Source organism: Achromobacter sp. UBA2119 (genome assembly GCF_002331005.1).
Classification (GTDB): domain Bacteria; phylum Pseudomonadota; class Gammaproteobacteria; order Burkholderiales; family Burkholderiaceae_B; genus Achromobacter; species Achromobacter animicus.
Window position 1 is genome coordinate 574,980 of record NZ_DCYD01000019.1, and the last position, 16,906, is coordinate 591,885.

Here is a 16,906-nt window from a genome sequence, read left to right on the forward strand (position 1 = left end):
GGGCCCGCAGCATCCCAGCTTGAATCAAGTAGCATGACCCCTTCGCCACCCAACCGTACGACAACATGACCACCAAGCAACGCATCATCCAGGTCGGCTCGCTGGCCGGCTCTCCCTCCGCCAACAAGCGCCTGGCCGACGGCTATGACGTCATCGAATTGTGGAAGTACCCGGATCGCAAGGCCGCGCTGGCCGAACATGGCAAGGGCGTCACCGCCGTCGTCACGTCCGCGAACTTCGGCGCCAACGCCGACCTCATCAACGCGCTGCCCGACCTGAAGGCCATCTGCAGCTGGGGCGTGGGCTACGAGACGATCGATGTCGAGGCCGCGCGCAAGCGTGGCGTGCTGGTCAGCAATACGCCGGACGTGTTGACGGATTGCGTGGCCGATCTGGCCTGGGGCCTGTTGATCGCCGGCGCGCGCCGCATGGGCCAGGGCGAACGCTTCGTGCGTGCCGGCCAATGGGGTCAGGTGCACGGCAGCATTCCGCTGGGGCTGCGCGTCAGCGGCAAGAAACTGGGCATCGTGGGTCTGGGCCGCATCGGCGAAGCCATCGCCAAGCGCGGTACGGGCTTTGACATGGACGTGCGCTATCACAACCGCAGAAAGCGCGACGACGTCGACTATGGCTACGAGGCCTCGCTGACGGACCTGGCCAAGTGGGCCGATTTCCTGATCGTGGCAACCGTCGGCGGACCGAGCACGCGCCACCTGGTGAACCGCGACGTGCTCGAGGCGTTGGGACCCAAGGGCATCATCGTCAACATTGCACGCGGGCCGGTCATCGACGAGACGGCGCTGGTCGCCGCGCTTGAAGCCGGCAAGCTGGGCTGCGCCGCGCTTGACGTCTTCGAGCACGAGCCCAAGGTGCCGGAAGCGCTGATCAAGAGCGACAAGGCCGTGCTGCTGCCGCACATCGGCAGCGCCACCGAGGAAACGCGCCTGGCGATGGAAGACATGATGCTGGAGAACCTGCAGTCGTTCTTCGAGAACGGCCGCGTGATCACGCCAGTGGAGTAAGCGAATGCGGCCGCCGCCGGCATGGCGCTGAGCGGCGGCGCATTCTTGACCTGGTTCACCATTCGGCGCGGAATTGATGTCGGCATAAGGCGATCGGGAAGCGCAGTCGCGCCAGGCAACCAATTTCCGTTTCTGCGAAACCTAGTTATTCTTCGGCCCCAGAGAGTCGTCGCCGGAAAGGCCCGCAATAAAGTCATCAAGAACGCGTTGTTCCCGGGCCACGACTGCCGGGTCTCGATAACGCGGGGCACTGCGTTCCTGCTCACGCTGGTGGTCAACATGCCGTTGCCCCAGCCAGGCCCTGAACTCCGGGGAGGGCTCGTCGGTAACTGCGGTGTGTTGTGGTCTCAGCGAAACGCCAAACGGATCGTCAACGGGTTTTTTACCAGGCGCCGGTGGGCTGATGCCGATGAAGGTCGCACGATCGGCGCGGCGCAAAGGCACCACCAGACTACTGTCGGCATTGAGATAGCTCGCCATCGTGGCCAGCGCCAGGCCGACAAAGGGCGATGCGGCGCCTGTATCGCCTACCCGTTGGGAAAGGTCGTAACTTCGGGTTGAGTCCAGCAGGTCCAGGGGGTGCTGCACCCGTTGCAGGGCCGGAGCCAACTGCGCAATTCCGCCCGAAAGTTTGCCCGTGTCGAAGAAAGCGCGCGTTGGCGTGGAACCCAGCGCCGTGATCGCTTGGTCCCAGCCGCTGGCAATTGCCTGGTCCCGTTCCGGGTTCTTGAGGAGCACTTCGGCGTCATCTTTCGCGTGCAACGAAACCGTCACCGGCCGATGCAACCGCGCCAGTACCTTCAAGCGATCCCATTGCTCAAAGCCTCGGCGCGTAATCGGCTCGGCGAAGAACGTTGTCGGCTTGAACGCCTGCCGCGGTGAACGTTCCCAGCCGATGAAGGCCGGGTCGATAGAGTCAGGTTTTTCTTTGGTGTACTTGGCGAACTCGCGCAGCCAAGCCAGACGCTCGGGGCGGGCGACAACCAGGGCCACGACGGCATCGGTGGGTGTCTGATGGGTGCGCTCGCCGCGCGGTGAAATGTCGTTCAGGCGAGTATTCTTGCTGGACAGCGCCGCCCGCAAGTTGAAGCTGTCGAGCGCATAGACCAGCAAGGCTGGCATGTCCGGATTGCGCTCGAACAATTGAAAGATGGATTCGATTACTGCTTCCGGGTTGGTATTGCAGACGACGCCATTGTCCAACTGACGGAGCCGGTGCCAGTGCAACCCTGCATCACCGCGCTCTGCTGTTGCCATTATTCTGAGCGCCACTTCCATTTCCTCGGGCGGCACACGCGGCCGGTCCATTTTTGGGTTGTAGTCCCTTACAACCACCATGGTCGGCAGAGGCCAGCGTTCCGGGAAACTCTTCAGGGCCAGTTCCAGCGCGTTGGATTTTCGCTGGCCCCAGGCCATGTCCTTAAGCGTACCGTCAACGGGATAGTCGCGCGGATCCATCGGCAAGGCGCTATCCACGAGCAAGGCATTGGGTTGATCGGCGCTTTGCTTACGCAACTGCGCCCAGGCCTGTCCTTGACGATAGACATCCAGACTCAGTCCCACGCGGACGATATCCAGGGTTTCCAGACGAGGTTGCAACATGGGAGCACCTTTGGAAGCAGAGGGAGTATTCGGTAAGACCGCCGCCGTGCGATGCGCTTCAGCCGATGGCAACGGACACGCCATTGCCGCGAGAGGCGCGGTTTCCGGCTCGGGCAACGGTGGCGCCTCAGGGGCGACCGCCCACCAACGCAACAGCAATGATGCGGCCAGGAGCGAGATGGGGCTCATAGGCTCCTCCCTGAGCCGCACTGTAGACCCCGGCCTTCGCTCCTATCTCTCACGCTCTGCCAGGCGACCAGGCTGGGATAGTTCGCATCAAGCGTCGTCTGCGGTAGGAAGCCACCACCTTGGAGTGGACTATCTGGAGGCGGAATCTCGTCGCTTTGGTAAAGGGAGGTAGCGGCAATCAGCTTTCTATTCGCCTCTGATTCAGCCTCGTAGCATTCCAATACTGCTTCGTCGGGTTCATCGCTCGCTGCCGCGTCCTGAGAACCACCCCAGGTTCCATCTCGTTTCTCCCAATGCAGCCGCCAATCCGCCACGCGGCACAAATAGGCGTAGAACACCTCATCATCAATACTGCAAGCCTGGCCGATGGCCAGGTCGTAGGCCACGGCACGACGACTGTGCATGGCACTCATGGGAATCGCCGAGTGGAACGAAATGGGTTCATTGCTGCCCGCCGGCGCATCCATCATCCGCCGGCGCGCCTCGTTAGGCGACTCTTCAAAAATGGCTTCGTAGCGTCCTCCACCGAGCGGCTTGATGTGCGCGACACGATGCCAGTCGGAAGCCCATTCATTGTTTTCCGGAGCCAGGTAGGGGTTACGGCTTGGATCATTGATATCGGGGGCTTTTTCCTCCAATGCGCGCCGTAGCGCCGGGCCACGCAGATCGGCGATGGGCAGTGATATCACCCGGGTCGTCTGCGCATTGATGCCGCCATTGGTTATGGAAATCGAAGCGTCGATGGGGTCGGTATCCATCCATACGGGCTTGATGCCCCGGGAACCTTCGTGGCCCTGCGAAGTACCGTCGGCAACAAAATCCGGGAGGAAGAGAGCGGGCAGAGCCGGCGCCTGGATGGTGACGGTTTGTCCAACCAAAAAATCGGCGTTCGCCACCATCTTGCGCCCCGCCCCGAATTGGGTGCCTTCCCAGGTGCTTTCACCCATTCCCAAGACGCCGTGTCCCACCAGCTTGTAGGTATAGGAAGGAGGCTTGCCAACGTGCTCGCCCTGGCCGTCTCGCTCACGTATCGTGAAGACACGCTGGAAGAACTGCGCACCGAGTGAAGCCAGGGCGGGCACATCGAAGCGCCTGTAATCCCCTCCATCCGAGCTCGATTGGGATTCAACGCGGCAAGTCGTGGCGCTTGAAGCATCGGGATCAAAGTACCAGTAGTAGCTGGCATGTTCACCAACGCCTTGCCAGCCGATTCCCTGAACGTTGGCCATGCCAACGGTCTGGTCCTGCGGCGAGAAATACAGAAACACGCTGCCTCGATTGTCCCGCTCGGCGAAGCTCACCTTATCGCCATCAATCGAGGTTTCGCATTGCTGCCCCGTCCAGCGTAGACCTCCGATGCAACTATCTTTCGTGGCATCGGCCATGTCAGCCAAAGACGGCTTCGGATGGGCGTTGTCAGCGATAAATCTGACGATATTGCGCAGCGTCTTTACGCGTGCGGGAGTCGTCTGCTGAGCCTTGCCCAACTCACTGCGTTCGAAGACGGTTTCCTCCAGACTGTAGGGTGGGCTCATCAGGACAAAGCCGTCGATGGGGCGCTGGCCTTCATCGTGAAGCATGGCATTGGCCAGCAGCGTAATGAGATTGCCCTGGCTATGCCCGACCACGTTGATGGTGTCGTCTGCGCCTGAACGACCATCTGGGTGCCGATAGGCGCGAATGATCCGGACCAGCATGGCCAGCCGCTGCGCCGCCAGTACCATGTAACGCCGCGACGGCGCTGGAAAAAGCGGATGATCCGGAGATCCAAACATCAAGTTGGCAGGCAACCCAGCCACCTTGCCGGAGAATCCCTGGCCAAACATGTCCGGCAGGGCCGTCGTGGCATTGGCAAAGGGACCGCCCTCCTTGGACCCGGCCTTGTCGAGTCGATTGCCGAAGCGGTCAAGCCATTCGCCATGGGTGGTCTGTTTCTGTATCCGGCCTTCTTCTTCGCGAAACCCCCAATAAAAGGGGATGACCACGCTACGCGAACGACCGCCATATTTGCCTAACGTCGCCACGCGGCGGTAGTAGACCGCGTCCGGGTCCGGCGCTCTGCCGTCATCGTCCTTGGGCGACGTGTACCGGGCGGGATTCAGCGCAGCCGGGCTGCGCTCGCCGCGTTTGGTGAGCAGGTGGTCCAGACGTTCATTCAGGCCGATGCAGATGCCGGTTTCCAGTGTGTCGTAGACGCCTGCCAGATCGTTGACCCCGTGGATCAAGATCACGATGCAGGGCTTTGGCTGCTGCTTTTGAACATAGGCATCCGTGGCATTGGGCGCCACGAGCGCTCGGGTCTTTCCGGTAATGGGGGGCGAGTACATCCCTTCAACTCCCTATGACCTCCGAGTGTTTCCCGAAAGTTGGGTATAGGCATATTTAGCGCCGAATGGCATCGACACTTGTACAAGCCGCCCATGGGGCTCGTAAATCAGAAGCGTCCTATTAACGAAATGGAACGAGTCCATCAATGCGTTTGAGCAAGCTACGCATCGATTCCACGGTTGCGTCAACGCCCTGCTTTCTTTTTGCGCCAGATAACAGAAATGAAAAAGCCTCTCGGCGCCCATACCGAGAGGCTTTCGACTTTCCGGCCCCCGCGTGTCCGGTCAGTCTTTGTCGCGCAAAGGAACGTGGGCGTCGCCGCCCGGCGCGGTTACTTGGTCGGCGTCGTGGCGCCGGACTTGTGGTTGGTCGCTGCGCCTGCTGAATGCTTGGCGGACGACTTGTCAGCCTTGTGATGCTTGTGATGCGCCTGGGTCTTGGTGTCGCCGGTCTTGCTGGCGCCAGCCGCGAACGCCGACGGCGCGGCAGCGAGGCCCAGGCACAGGGCCGAAGTGGAAAGAAACGCAGCAATGCGGGAGTGAGTCGTCATCTAAGTACTCCTGGTTGGTGAAGGGCAGATGCCCTCTTCCGTTACGGGGCGGCACGATGCCGCTAGGCCCGTATGCGGTTTGAAGCTTGCCCATCCAGAAGGTTCAACGCCGAACCACAATTTTTCGGTCACTAAAGAATTGTTGCCCCCACGCCGCACTCGCTTCGCTCGCTTGCTGCCCCCCGAGGGGGCTGCCCCGCCTTCGGGCGGCCGGGCGGCGGGGCGGCTGTTCTTGTCGCCCCCACGCCGCACTCGCTTCGCTCGCTTGCTGCTCCCCGAGGCGTTTGCCCCCGGCGGCGGGGCGGCTATTTTTTTGTCGGTTTACCCTTCGAACGCCAGCAACGCGACGGTGGCAAACAACATCAGCGCAAAGCACGCTCTCAGCTTGCGTTCAGGAAGCCGGTAGGCAAGCCGCACGCCGATGGGCACGAAGATGAGGCTGCCGATCGCGAGCGGCGCGCCGACCATCCAGTTGGCCTGGCCTGCCCACGTGTAGGTGATGAGCGCGATCATGGAGCCGGGGATCACCATGCTGAGCGCGAGCGCTTGCGCGGTGGTCTGCGGCAGGCGGAAGACCGTTGTGATGATGGGAACGGCCAGCACCGCGCCGCCTACGCCGAAGAACCCGCCCAGCGTGCCGCACAGCATGCCCAACACGCTGGCACGCCGGGGCGTGAAGACGGGCGTGGCGCGTGTCGGCCGGGGTGCGTGATGGGCCGCCGGGCGCGAGGCGCGCCAAGTCTGCCAGACGTAGAACAGTGCGATGAAAAACAGGAACACCGCGAAGCTCTGGCGCAGCAAGGTCGAGTCGATGCCCAGCGCCATCTGCGCGCCGACCCACGTGAACACCACTGCGCCCGCCGCCCCGGCCAGCGCGACGCGCTTGTCGATGCGCGTCTGCTGGTTGTATTTGCGCACGGCCATCATGATGGTCGGCAAGACCATGATGAGCGCCGTGCCCTGCGCGAGCTGCTGCGACATGCCCATCAGCAGGACCAGGGCCGGAATGGCGATCAGCCCGCCCCCGATGCCCAGCACGCCGCCCATGAAACCGATCATGCAGCCGGCGGCCAGGCATGCGGCGATGACGAACAGACTCACGTATTGCTCCAACCAACGACGCCACGCATCAGCGCAGCTTTTCCAGTGCCGCGTCCAGCCGGTCCACCGCCCAGATCTCCAGGCCCTCGATGGGCTGGCGCGGCGCGTTGGCCTTGGGGATGAGGGCCACCGAAAAGCCGAGCTTGGCGGCTTCGCGCAGGCGCTCCTGCCCGCGCGGGGCGGGACGGATCTCGCCGGCCAGACCGACTTCGCCGAACGCGATCAGACCGCGCGGCAGCGGCCGGTCGCGCAGCGAAGACATGATGGCCAGCAGCACCGGCAGGTCGGCCGCGGGTTCGGTGATGCGCACGCCGCCCACCGCGTTGACGAACACGTCCTGGTCGAAGGTGGACACGCCCGCATGCCGGTGCAGCACGGCCAGCAGCATGGCAAGCCGGTTGCCTTCAAGGCCGACCGTCAGGCGGCGCGGATTGGGCGCATGGGAACTGTCGACGAGCGCCTGGATTTCGACCAGCAACGGGCGTGTGCCTTCCTGCGTGGCCATGACGCACGAGCCCGCGACCTGCTGTTCGTGTTGAGACAGGAACAAGGCGGACGGATTGGCCACGCCGCGCAGGCCGCGGTCGGTCATGGCGAACACGCCCAGTTCGTTGACGGCGCCAAAGCGGTTCTTGAACGCGCGCACCAGGCGGAACGACGAATGCGTGTCGCCCTCGAAATACAGCACGGTATCCACGATGTGTTCCAGCACGCGCGGGCCGGCCAGCGCGCCGTCTTTGGTGACATGGCCGATCATGACGATCGCGATGCCCGTCTGCTTGGCCAGCCGCGTGAGTTGCGCGGCACATTCGCGCACCTGCGAGACCGAGCCGGGCGCCGCGGTGAGTTCGCCGCTGTACAGCGTCTGGATCGAGTCGATGACGGCAACCGACGGCTTCTGTTCCGACACCGCGGCCTGGATGGCTTCGAGGCGGATTTCGGCCAGCAAATTGACGTTGCCGGTTTGCAGGCCAAGCCGGCGCGCGCGCAGCGCGACCTGTTCGGCGGATTCTTCGCCCGTGACGTACAGCACGTTGGTGGACTCTGACAGCGAAGCCAGCGCCTGCAATAGCAGCGTCGACTTGCCGATGCCGGGGTCGCCGCCGATCAGCACCACCGCGCCGGCCACCAGGCCGCCACCGAGCACGCGGTCGAATTCGTCCAGGCCGGTGGGCGTGCGCGGGGTTTCGCGGGCCTCGATTTCGGACAGGCTGCGCACCGGGCTGGACGAGGCCAGCGGCGCATAACGATGGGCAGCGGCCGCGGGCGCGGACGATTCCACCGTTTCTTCAAGCGTGTTCCACGCGTTGCAGTGCGGGCATTTTCCCTGCCACTTGGGGGTGGTGCCGCCGCAATCGGCGCACACATATACGGTTCGGGTTTTTGCCATGCGCGAAAGTGTACCCGGCAACCTCCGGGCGCTGCGCCAGTACAGAGATCGTTTTGGCACACCGGTTGCGTGCGGGCGGAAGACATTTCTTTCAGACAGCTTTCACAAACAGGGACGCACAGCAGTTACATGATGCAAACAGAAGAAATTTCCTGCCCGATCGGTTTCAAATCGCGCATAATCGCCAGGTGCAGCGCATATTGTCGAACCGTCCCAACCGGACGGCATACTCCACGACGGACGTCCTTGCGACGCACTGCGTGGGGAATCGCGGCGCAATCACTCGCGGCCTTTCACGAGACCGCTCAAACCGGAACATGACCCAAGCACGACCAGACGCCGGACCACCGGCGCGGCGCTCGCAAAGGTCGAACGCGGATACGCTGTGCCACCCGGCGTATGTGCGAGGAGTACGCGCATGAGCATTACTTATCGCCCCCCTTTTGACGAAGACGATGAACGGGATCTGCGCGCCCTGTACCGCAAGCCGGGTCCCGGCGCCAATCCGGAACTGGATGCCGCAGTACGACGCAGATGGCACCCTGGCCATAGCTGGCATCCCGGTTGGGGCGCCGCCGCCTGCGCCGTGATGGTCGCAGGCCTTTTTGCATGGACCGACATGCGCGAGGCCATCGAGGACACCGAGCCTCAGATGCAACTGGTGGCCGTGCAGGAAAGCGACGCCGCGCAGGCTGCGCCTTCCGCGTCCGCCGCGCCGGCCAGCGATCCGTCGCCCCTGCGCCGCGTCGTCGCGCTGCAACAGGAACCAGCCGTCCCGGCACAGCCGGCGGTGTCGCAACCTGCATCGACCCAACCCGTATCGACCCATCCTGCAGCGGCGCAACCCGCCGCGGCCGCAGCACCCGCCGAGCCCGCGGCCCCTGAAACGGCTGCGCAGGAATCCGCGCAAGCAGCCGTGCAGGAGGCCCCGGCAGAAGCACAGCAGGTTGCAGCCTTTACCGAACAGGACATCGAGGCGCGCGTGGCCCAGATCCGCGGCCTGATCGTGGACGACCGCGAAGAAGACGCCGTGCAGGCGTTGCGCGAGCTGCAGCGGGGCGCGCCCGATTTTGCGCTGCCCGACGACCTGCAGGAACTGTCCCGCCAGAACCCGGCGTGACGTCCGGGACTGGCCCTCGCCAGTCCCAATGCGGCCTTGGCTTTGCCTCCTGACTGCGGCCTGACTGCGCCGCTGCTCTGCCCCCCTGACCTGCCCCTGCCCCGGCCCGCCGCCGCGCCGGGGCAGGCCTCGTTCAGGCCTGAATAATTGAGCATTTTTTGGGCGGCTTCTTGCTAACATAGCCGCCATGAGTCCGAGCTTCCACCACCGCAATCTTCCCCATTTGCTGCTCTACGCGCGCGAAACGCTGATGGCGCATTTCCGCCCCATCCTGCACGCAGCCGGCGTCACCGAACAGCAATGGCGGGTCTTGCGCACGCTGAGCGAGGTAGGCTCGCTGGAACCCAATCAGATCGCCCGGGCCTGTCAGATCCTGAGCCCCAGCCTCACGCGCATGCTGGCCGGCATGGAAGAGCAAGGGCTCATCAAGCGCACGCGGTCCAGCGCCGACCAGCGCCGCCAGGAAATCTCCCTGACCGCCAAAAGCAACAAGCTCATCGACCGCATGCGGCCCCAGGTCGACGCGAAGTACCAGGAAATCGAAGAAAGGATCGGCAAGGAATTGCTGGAGCGCCTGTACACCGATGTGGACGCCATGGTCGACCTCATCAAGCGCGACGGCCCCACCCGTGATGCCGGTACGCCCTGAACGTCAATCCCCTCTCCTCCCTCCACGCGATCCCCAGTCCATGGACCTCCTGACCAATACGTTCAAGCAAGCCCTGCGCGACGGCAAACCCCAGATCGGCCTGTGGGCCGGCCTGGCCAGCGCCTACACCTCGGAAATCCTTGCGGGCGCCGGGTTCGACTGGCTGCTGATCGACGGCGAGCACGCGCCCAATACGCTCGACTCCACCCTCGCCCAATTGCAGTCCGTGGCGGCGTATCCGGTTGCCCCCGTGGTGCGTCCGGCCTGGAATGACCCCGTCCAGATCAAGCAGATCCTGGACACCGGCGCGCAGACCGTGCTGGTGCCCATGATCCAATCGGCACAGGAAGCGGCCGCCGCGGTTGCTGCCGTGCGCTATCCGCCGCAGGGCATCCGCGGCGTGGGCAGTGCGCTGGCGCGCGCGTCGCGCTGGAATCGCATTCCCAACTACCTTGAACGCGCCAACGACCAGATGTGCGTGCTGGTGCAGATCGAAACCCCGGACGGCATCGCGGCGCTTGACGAGATCCTGGCCGTGGACGGCGTGGATGGTGTCTTTATCGGACCCGCCGACCTGTCGGCCAGCATGGGCTACCTGGGCCAGCCGGAGCATCCCGTGGTCGAGAAGACCATCGACGATGCCATCGCGCGCATCGTGCGGTCCGGCAAGGCGGCAGGCATCCTGCACAGCGGCGTGACGCAGGCCAAGCATTACCTGTCCTTGGGCGCGACCTTCGTGGCGGTGGGCGTGGACGCCGTACTGCTGGCGCGCGCGGCCGAGGCGCTGGCCGGCGAGTTCAAGGAACTGGCCGCCGTCGGCGCAAGCAAGGGTCCGTACTGACGGGCGCGGCGGCGCGTCCACCACAGCCAGACCCCGGTCACGCTTAGCGCCAGCGTAACCACGCCGACCAGCGCCACCATCAGCTGCAACGGCCAGCCCCAGAACGCCGCCATGTGCAGGCTGGTCAGCCAATGCTTGACGGTGTCGCCGGCGGCCCTGCCCGTTGGAAGATGGCTGCCAATGAACTGCCCATTCACCGCATTGAACACGACCGACGTCGCGCCGCTACGCGTGCGCAGATCCCGGCTGCTACGCACGCTGTAGCGATACAGCTTGCGGCGCGCATCCAGCGCCAGCCAGTGTTCGCCGAGCACGACGAAGCCTTCGCGGGCAGCCAGTTCCGCCATCAGCCGCCGCCCGGCGTCGCGGGCCTGAGCAGGCGGCATCGGGTCACCGGCCGCCACGGCCGCGCCGCGCCGGGGATCGGCCTGATAGCTCAGACCGGCACGCATCACCGGATCGTAAATGGAGGGCAAGTTCAGCGCGACGCTGCTCCATGCCATCAGCGTCAGCGCTGCCCACAGCCACAGCCCGCCGGCACGATGCAAATCGTAGTTGCGCTTATGCGGACCACCCTGCCAGCGGATGCGCCAGGCGGGCGCCCAGCGCTGCCACGCGGAGGACGCCGGCTTGCGCGCTCGGGGCCGGGCAGGCAGCGTGAGCCACGCGCCGACGAATCCATCCAGCGTCCACGCCAAGGCGACAATGCCGAGCAACAGCTCGCCGATACCCTCGAACAGCAGGGCCGTGTGGATCCGATGCAGGAACGGCATCAGATTGCGCAGCCCTTCCCGCAGATCGCCCCAGCGGCGCTGGCCCAGAATGGCGCCGGAGTACGGGTCGACGAAGACCTCGTGCAGCACCGGCGCGCCCGCGCCTTCCTCGTGCAGCCAGACCGGGAACGGCACGCTGCGGCCGTCCTGTCCACCGAGCGGCGTGGCGGGCATCGCCGCGGCGGGCGCGAGTCGGGCTACGTGTTCCCGCAGGATCAACGCGTCCAGCCGCGTGGCATCCGCCGAAGGCGGCGCCACGCGATGCAAGGCCGGCGCGGTGGCGGCGTCCAGCGTGTCGTACCACGCCAGCGGGATGCCGGTCAGCGCCACCAGGCAAAGAAAGCCGGCCAGCACCAGGCCGGTCCAGCGATGCAGCCGCAGCAGCGCGGCGCGCACGTTCACCAGCGGTAGCTCACCGTGCCGATGATGCGGCGCGGCTCGCCGTAGTCGCACACGCCGCCGTAGCAGATCGACGGAATGTAGGTCTTGTCCGTCAGGTTGGTGACGTTGAGCGCGTAGAGCCACGGGCCGCTTTCATAACTGACGCGCGCGTCGATCAGCGTGTAGCCGGCGCCGCCGAGCGAACCGCTGGACGGCCGATCGGGACGCGCCGAGACATAGCGCACGCCGGCGCCGGCCTTGAGTCCCATCAGCACCCACTCCGACAGGTTCACATCGGTCCACAGGGAAGCAGCGTGCAGAGGCGTGTTGAAGCGCTCGCCCTCTTCGCCCGGCAGATTGCTCTTGACCACGCGGGCGTCGGTGTAGGTGTAGGCGGCAATCACATCGATTTGCGGCGTGACGCGTGCGCGCGCCTCGAGCTCCAGGCCGCGCGAGCGCACCTTGCCGGTCTGCACCAGAAAGGTCGGATCCACCGGATCCGGCGTGAGCACGTTCTTGCGCTCCAGGTTGAACAGCGCCGCGCTCAGCATGATGTCTTGACCGGCAGGCTGATATCGGATGCCGACTTCGTACTGCGTCCCGCGGCTGGGCTCGAAGGCGCCCTCGGTGCGGTCGCGTCCGCTGGTGGGTTCGAACGACTGGCTGAAGCTGACGTACGGCGCCAGGCCATTGTCCGCCAGATACACCACGCCGGCGCGGCCGGTGAAGGCGGTGTCCTTGTCGTTCGAATTGGTGGACGGCGCGTGCAAGGCGCGGTTCTCGGCGCGCACGTTGTCATACCGTCCACCCAGCAGCACCACCACCTTGTCCGCGATCTTCAACTGATCCTGAAGGTAGATGCCAAGGCGATGCTCGGTGTTGCGGCGCTGCTGCCAGGGCAGGACCACGACATCGCCGGGCATGTACACCGGATCGAAGACGTCGATGGGCCGCAGATTGCCGCGCAGGCGGTCGCTGTTGTAGGTGGAGCGTGTGTAATCGAAGCCCGCAAGAATCGTCTGCGTCACGGGCCCCGTTTCAAATCGCTTTTCGATGTTGGTATCGATCGTCTGCACCGTGGTGCGGTCATCGAAACCGCGTGCCGAACGCGCCACCCTGCGCTGCGTCGCGGCGTCCACGTCGCCTTGCAGCAGCACGTAGCGCATCGTCAGGTCCGCGTCGTAGTAGCGCATCGACTGGCGGAACTTCAGCGTGTCATTGAACGCATGTTCGATCAGCACGGCCAACGACGTCGATTCGACGTCGAAGCGGTTGTTGTTGGGCTCGCCCAGAAAGCGCGAACGCGGAACCTGTCCGTTCGGGTTGGTCCAGAGCGAGCCGGTGACCGGCACCTCCGTCGGATTGATCGTCTTGCTGCGCTGATAGTTGGCCAGCAGCGTGACCGAGGTGGCCGCTGACGGGCGCCACGTCAACGCGGGCGCGATGTAGGTGCGATCGTCGGCGCTGTAGTCGATGAACTGCTTGCTCTCGCGAAACAGGCCGGTCAGGCGATAGGACCACACCCCGGCCTCATCGATCGGACCGCCGATGTCCGCCGACACCTGACGGCGGTCGAAACTGCCGCCGTCCAGATTGATCTCGCCCATCGTTTCGCCGGGCGGACGCTTCGTCACGGTGTTGACGATGCCACCCGGAGCGGCGGCGCCATACAGCACGGATGACGGCCCGCGCAGCACTTCCACCCGCTCCAGTCCGTACGGCTCCTGCTTGCCGTTGTACTGATTGATCATGTAGCGCATGCCGTCGCGGTAATAGCTGCCGGTCTGCGGGTTGGCTTCGAAGCCGCGGATGCTCATCGTGTCTTCGAACATCGAGCTCTTGGCGACGATGCCGGGCATGATGCCGGGCGTATAGCCCAGCGCCTGTTGCAGATTCTGCGCCTTCTGATCGCTGATCTGCGCGGCGCTCACCACCGAGATCGACTGCGGCGTTTCGATGATCGGCGTGTCGGTCTTGGTTGCCGTGGCGCTGTTCGTGGCGGCGATGCCCAGCACCGGGCCATCCGGGCGTTCGATCTGGGCGGTCACCGCAATCGGCTCCAGCAGCGTCACGTCCTGGCGGCCTTGCCGCAGGACGAAGCCGCCATCGGGCAGACGTTCCGCCACGAGACCGGTACCGGTCAGCAACGCGGCCATCCCGGCCTCGGGCGTATACCTGCCGCGTACGCCGGGGCTCTGCCGGCCGCTGCTCAGATCGCCGTGGCCGCTGACGAAGAGGCCGGCTTCGGCGGAAAACAGATTGAGCACCTGGCTCAACGGTCCGGCCGGGATGTCGTAGTCGCGGACCTGCGTCTGGATGGACTGCGCGTGCACGACGCCCAGGGGCGCCCCGCCGCTCAGCATCACGCCGATGGCAAGCGCCAGCGGGGCGATGCGCGCGCGGCGGCGCGGAAGGTTGGGGAAAACAGTGAGGGGGATGGTCATGCCACGAATCCGCGATATGGGTGTTGAATTGCCCATAGGCCGGATGAGCGCGGCAAAAGCGGCAAACTAATTTGTAACAGCGAGGGTTCAGCGGGCTTGGAGGGTCGTCCACCACGGCAGCGGCTGGCTGATGCGCACGGGCAGTGCCTGGCTCAGCAGGCGCAGCGCGCGATCGCTGTCATGCAGCGGGAACGTGCCCGTCACGGGCAGCGCCGCCACGTCATCGGCATAACCGAGATGCCCGCGGCGGTAACGCGCCAGTTCCGCGACCACCCGCGCCAACGGCGCCTCCTCGAACTGCACGATGCCGCGTGTCCAGTTGTGGTCGTCGGCCCGCAGCGCTGCCGGCGCGTCCATGCCTTGCGATCCGCCACGCATCCGCATGCCGGCATCGACTCGAATCCCGGCGGGCGGCGCCCCCGCAAAATGCGCCTGCACCGCGCCCTCCAGCACGGCGAGCGTGGTTTCGCCGTCAAGGCTGCGCACGTTGAACCGCGTACCCAGCGCCTGCAACCGCCCTTCTGGCGTGTCCACCACGAAGGTGCGCCCGGGGTCGGGCGCGGTGGCGATCATGATCTCGCCGCGCAGCAGCACCAGGCGGCGCTGGTCGCGGGTGTAGTCGACCTTCACTGCGGTATCGGTATTGAGTTGGATCAGCGTGCCGTCGGCAAGCCGGATTTCTTTCGATCCGCCCACCGGTGTGACCAGGTCCGCCTGCCAGACCGCCCAGGTTCGACGGCCGGCTGGCGACTGCGCAATGCCCAGGCCCAGCAATCCCGTCGCGCCTGCAATCAGCGCAACCGTCAGCAGCCGGCGGCGCTCGCGCCGGCCCTGCGCGGCGGCATTAAGGCTGGCCAGGCTGGCCTCACGTCCCATCGGCTGGGCGACCAGCGCATCGAACTGAGCGCCCACATCCTCGACGCGTTGCCACGCCCGGCGATGCGCGTTGTCGGCGTCCATCCATGCTTGCCAGCGTGCGCGCTCCTGCTCGCTGGCCGCCCCCGAGCTCAGCAGCGCATACCACTGCGCGGCAGCCTCAAGAATGCGCGGATCGACGGCGGCGGCGCCCATCAACGTCCTGCCTCTTCGCCATACACACCAGCGGGTTGCAGGTCGGTATCGAGCAAAAAGCACAGCATGGCCTGCGCGATGTCGTTGCGCACCGTCCGCTCGGACACGCGCAGCTCTGCCGCAATGGCGGGATGCGTCATGCCGTGGATACGGTGCATCAGGAAAGCGGCGCGCGCGCGCACGCCCAGGCGATGCAGTTTGCGGTCGATCTCGACCAGCGCCTGGAGCGCCTGGACTTGCACTTCGGGGGATGGGTGGGTGATCTCGGGACGCGCGGCCAGCGTTTCGGCCCAGGCCAGTTCAATGTCCCGGCGCCGCCAGAAATCGATCAGCAGGCCGCGCGCGATAGTGGTCAGGAATGCCCGGGGCTCACGCACATCCGCAATGGCGTGCCGGCGCACCAGCAAGGTCAGAAAGGTGTCCTGGGTCAGGTCGGCGGCCTGGTGATTATCCTGAAGACGGCGATTCAGCCAATTCTGCAACCAGCCGCAATGCGCGGTGTACAGGGCGGAAAGCGATGCGCCAACTGCGTGCTCTCGGTCCGACACGGCGAGCATCCAAAATGGAAATGATAGTTATTATTATACAAGCCCGGCTGAACGCCGCCATGCTTGCGCCAGCCAAAAAAACGCACCCCGTGGGGTGCGTTGTTCACACTTGCAGCGGCGATATTCAGGAACGGCCCGCGAGGCTGCCGCCACCGTCCACGCCCAGCACCTGGCCGGTAATGAAACCCGCGTCATCCGACAACAGGAAGGCGATGGCCGCGGCCACTTCGGCCGGGGTGCCCAGGCGCTTCATGGGCACGGAAGCCAGCGCGCGCTTTTCGTTGTCGCTGCCGGCAGGCCGGGTGGCGCGGAACATTTCGGTTTCGATGGGACCCGGCGCGACCGCGTTGGCGGTGACGCCGTATTCGGCCAATTCCAGCGCCCACGTGCGGGTGCAACCCACCAGCGCGCTCTTGGCGGCGGAATACGCCGTGCGGTCCAGCGCACCGTGGATGGAGCGGCTGACCACGTTGACGATGCGGCCGGCGCGGCGCACCTTCATGGATTCAATGAAGGCCTGCGTGACCTGCACCGCCACGCGCACGTTCAGGTCCAGCACGTTATACAGGGTGGCCAGATCGATTTCGCCCAGCGGCTGGGGCGACACGATGCCCACATTGTTGACGACGGCGTCGACGGGGAATTTTTCGCGGATTTCGCGCAGGACCTCTTCGGTGCGGCCGGCGTCGGCCAGATCACAGGCGTACAGGTAGCCCGGGAAATCGACGTCGGTCGTGTTGCGCGCGATCCCAACCACGTGACAGCCCATGTCGGACAACCGCTGAGTAAGCGCCCAGCCTATGCCTTTGGTGGCGCCCGTAATGAGCACGCATTTGTCCTTCATGGATTGAAACCTCGCAGTCTGTTTTCTTGGTCAAAAACGGGCGCCTGAGCGCC

13 protein-coding genes and 1 pseudogene are annotated in these 16,906 nt (G+C 65.0%); 4 read left to right on the top strand and 10 right to left on the bottom strand.

Translation table 11 applies throughout. The features are described from left to right. The first annotated feature begins 65 nt into the window (after positions 1-65). Complete coding sequence (locus tag B3098_RS26200) at positions 66-1,022, top strand: 2-hydroxyacid dehydrogenase (protein WP_279972274.1); 957 nt, start codon at positions 66-68, stop codon at positions 1,020-1,022. Between the two features lie 141 nt (positions 1,023-1,163). Here the strand turns inward: B3098_RS26200 and B3098_RS26205 are convergent, their stop codons facing one another. The 5 genes from B3098_RS26205 to radA form a co-directional block, all read right to left on the bottom strand. Then, complete coding sequence (locus B3098_RS26205; protein ID WP_286900039.1) at positions 1,164-2,813, bottom strand: type VI lipase adapter Tla3 domain-containing protein; 1,650 nt, start codon at positions 2,811-2,813, stop codon at positions 1,164-1,166. Further along, positions 2,810-5,140, bottom strand: coding sequence for a T6SS effector phospholipase Tle3 domain-containing protein (locus B3098_RS26210; protein WP_286900041.1), 2,331 nt, complete (start codon positions 5,138-5,140; stop codon positions 2,810-2,812). The genes B3098_RS26205 and B3098_RS26210 overlap by 4 nt, the downstream gene beginning before the upstream one ends. 332 nt (positions 5,141-5,472) lie before the next feature. After that, on the bottom strand, positions 5,473-5,691 hold the full coding sequence (locus tag B3098_RS26215) for a hypothetical protein (protein ID WP_175123496.1): 219 nt from the start codon (positions 5,689-5,691) through the stop codon (positions 5,473-5,475). Positions 5,692-6,012: 321 nt separating this feature from the next. Further along, positions 6,013-6,792 carry a sulfite exporter TauE/SafE family protein gene (locus B3098_RS26220; protein ID WP_286900043.1) on the bottom strand — a complete coding sequence of 260 codons (780 nt, stop codon included), beginning with the start codon at positions 6,790-6,792 and terminating at the stop codon, positions 6,013-6,015. A 28-nt stretch (positions 6,793-6,820) separates the two neighbouring features. After that, positions 6,821-8,182 carry a DNA repair protein RadA gene (gene radA, locus B3098_RS26225; RefSeq protein WP_175123498.1) on the bottom strand — a complete coding sequence of 454 codons (1,362 nt, stop codon included), beginning with the start codon at positions 8,180-8,182 and terminating at the stop codon, positions 6,821-6,823. A gap of 418 nt (positions 8,183-8,600) precedes the next feature. Between radA and B3098_RS26230 the strand changes: the two genes are divergently transcribed. The 3 genes from B3098_RS26230 to hpaI all read left to right on the top strand — a co-directional run bounded on the left by B3098_RS26230 (position 8,601) and on the right by hpaI (position 10,792). Continuing rightward, positions 8,601-9,302: a hypothetical protein gene (locus B3098_RS26230; RefSeq protein WP_286900046.1), complete on the top strand. Its 702-nt coding sequence runs from the start codon at positions 8,601-8,603 to the stop codon at positions 9,300-9,302. A gap of 187 nt (positions 9,303-9,489) precedes the next feature. After that, positions 9,490-9,951: a homoprotocatechuate degradation operon regulator HpaR gene (hpaR, locus tag B3098_RS26235; protein WP_105239511.1), complete on the top strand. Its 462-nt coding sequence runs from the start codon at positions 9,490-9,492 to the stop codon at positions 9,949-9,951. A 40-nt stretch (positions 9,952-9,991) separates the two neighbouring features. Beyond that, positions 9,992-10,792, top strand: a complete 801-nt coding sequence (hpaI, locus tag B3098_RS26240) for a 4-hydroxy-2-oxoheptanedioate aldolase (RefSeq protein WP_175123500.1) — start codon at positions 9,992-9,994, stop codon at positions 10,790-10,792. Between the two features lie 23 nt (positions 10,793-10,815). On the opposite strand, the pseudogene B3098_RS26245 reads toward hpaI, so the two are convergent. The 5 genes and pseudogenes from B3098_RS26245 to B3098_RS26265 form a co-directional block, all read right to left on the bottom strand. Beyond that, positions 10,816-12,018, bottom strand: a pseudogene (locus B3098_RS26245) (PepSY-associated TM helix domain-containing protein); the annotation flags it as partial. Continuing rightward, positions 11,964-14,390 carry a TonB-dependent siderophore receptor gene (locus B3098_RS26250; RefSeq protein WP_286900050.1) on the bottom strand — a complete coding sequence of 809 codons (2,427 nt, stop codon included), beginning with the start codon at positions 14,388-14,390 and terminating at the stop codon, positions 11,964-11,966. The gene B3098_RS26250 and the pseudogene B3098_RS26245, both read right to left, overlap by 55 nt. Before the next feature lie 87 nt (positions 14,391-14,477). Then, a complete protein-coding gene (locus B3098_RS26255) occupies positions 14,478-15,461 on the bottom strand; it encodes a FecR domain-containing protein (RefSeq protein WP_286900053.1) in 984 nt (327 codons plus the stop codon). Then, positions 15,461-16,009: a sigma-70 family RNA polymerase sigma factor gene (locus B3098_RS26260; RefSeq protein WP_239215806.1), complete on the bottom strand. Its 549-nt coding sequence runs from the start codon at positions 16,007-16,009 to the stop codon at positions 15,461-15,463. The genes B3098_RS26255 and B3098_RS26260 overlap by 1 nt, the downstream gene beginning before the upstream one ends. A gap of 124 nt (positions 16,010-16,133) precedes the next feature. Next, positions 16,134-16,853 carry an SDR family oxidoreductase gene (locus B3098_RS26265; protein WP_175123506.1) on the bottom strand — a complete coding sequence of 240 codons (720 nt, stop codon included), beginning with the start codon at positions 16,851-16,853 and terminating at the stop codon, positions 16,134-16,136. Between the last annotated feature and the right edge of the window lie 53 nt (positions 16,854-16,906).

Bases quoted from the DNA above. Each gene is read 5' to 3' on its own strand.
- B3098_RS26200 (WP_279972274.1), top strand. From the start codon at position 66: ATGACCACCAAGCAACGCATCATCCAGGTCGGCTCGCTGGCCGGCTCT.
- B3098_RS26205 (WP_286900039.1), bottom strand. From the start codon at position 2,813: ATGAGCCCCATCTCGCTCCTGGCCGCATCATTGCTGTTGCGTTGGTGG.
- B3098_RS26210 (WP_286900041.1), bottom strand. From the start codon at position 5,140: ATGTACTCGCCCCCCATTACCGGAAAGACCCGAGCGCTCGTGGCGCCC.
- B3098_RS26215 (WP_175123496.1), bottom strand. From the start codon at position 5,691: ATGACGACTCACTCCCGCATTGCTGCGTTTCTTTCCACTTCGGCCCTG.
- radA (WP_175123498.1), bottom strand. From the start codon at position 8,182: ATGGCAAAAACCCGAACCGTATATGTGTGCGCCGATTGCGGCGGCACC.
- B3098_RS26230 (WP_286900046.1), top strand. From the start codon at position 8,601: ATGAGCATTACTTATCGCCCCCCTTTTGACGAAGACGATGAACGGGAT.
- hpaR (WP_105239511.1), top strand. From the start codon at position 9,490: ATGAGTCCGAGCTTCCACCACCGCAATCTTCCCCATTTGCTGCTCTAC.
- hpaI (WP_175123500.1), top strand. From the start codon at position 9,992: ATGGACCTCCTGACCAATACGTTCAAGCAAGCCCTGCGCGACGGCAAA.
- B3098_RS26250 (WP_286900050.1), bottom strand. From the start codon at position 14,390: ATGACCATCCCCCTCACTGTTTTCCCCAACCTTCCGCGCCGCCGCGCG.
- B3098_RS26255 (WP_286900053.1), bottom strand. From the start codon at position 15,461: ATGGGCGCCGCCGCCGTCGATCCGCGCATTCTTGAGGCTGCCGCGCAG.
- B3098_RS26265 (WP_175123506.1), bottom strand. From the start codon at position 16,853: ATGAAGGACAAATGCGTGCTCATTACGGGCGCCACCAAAGGCATAGGC.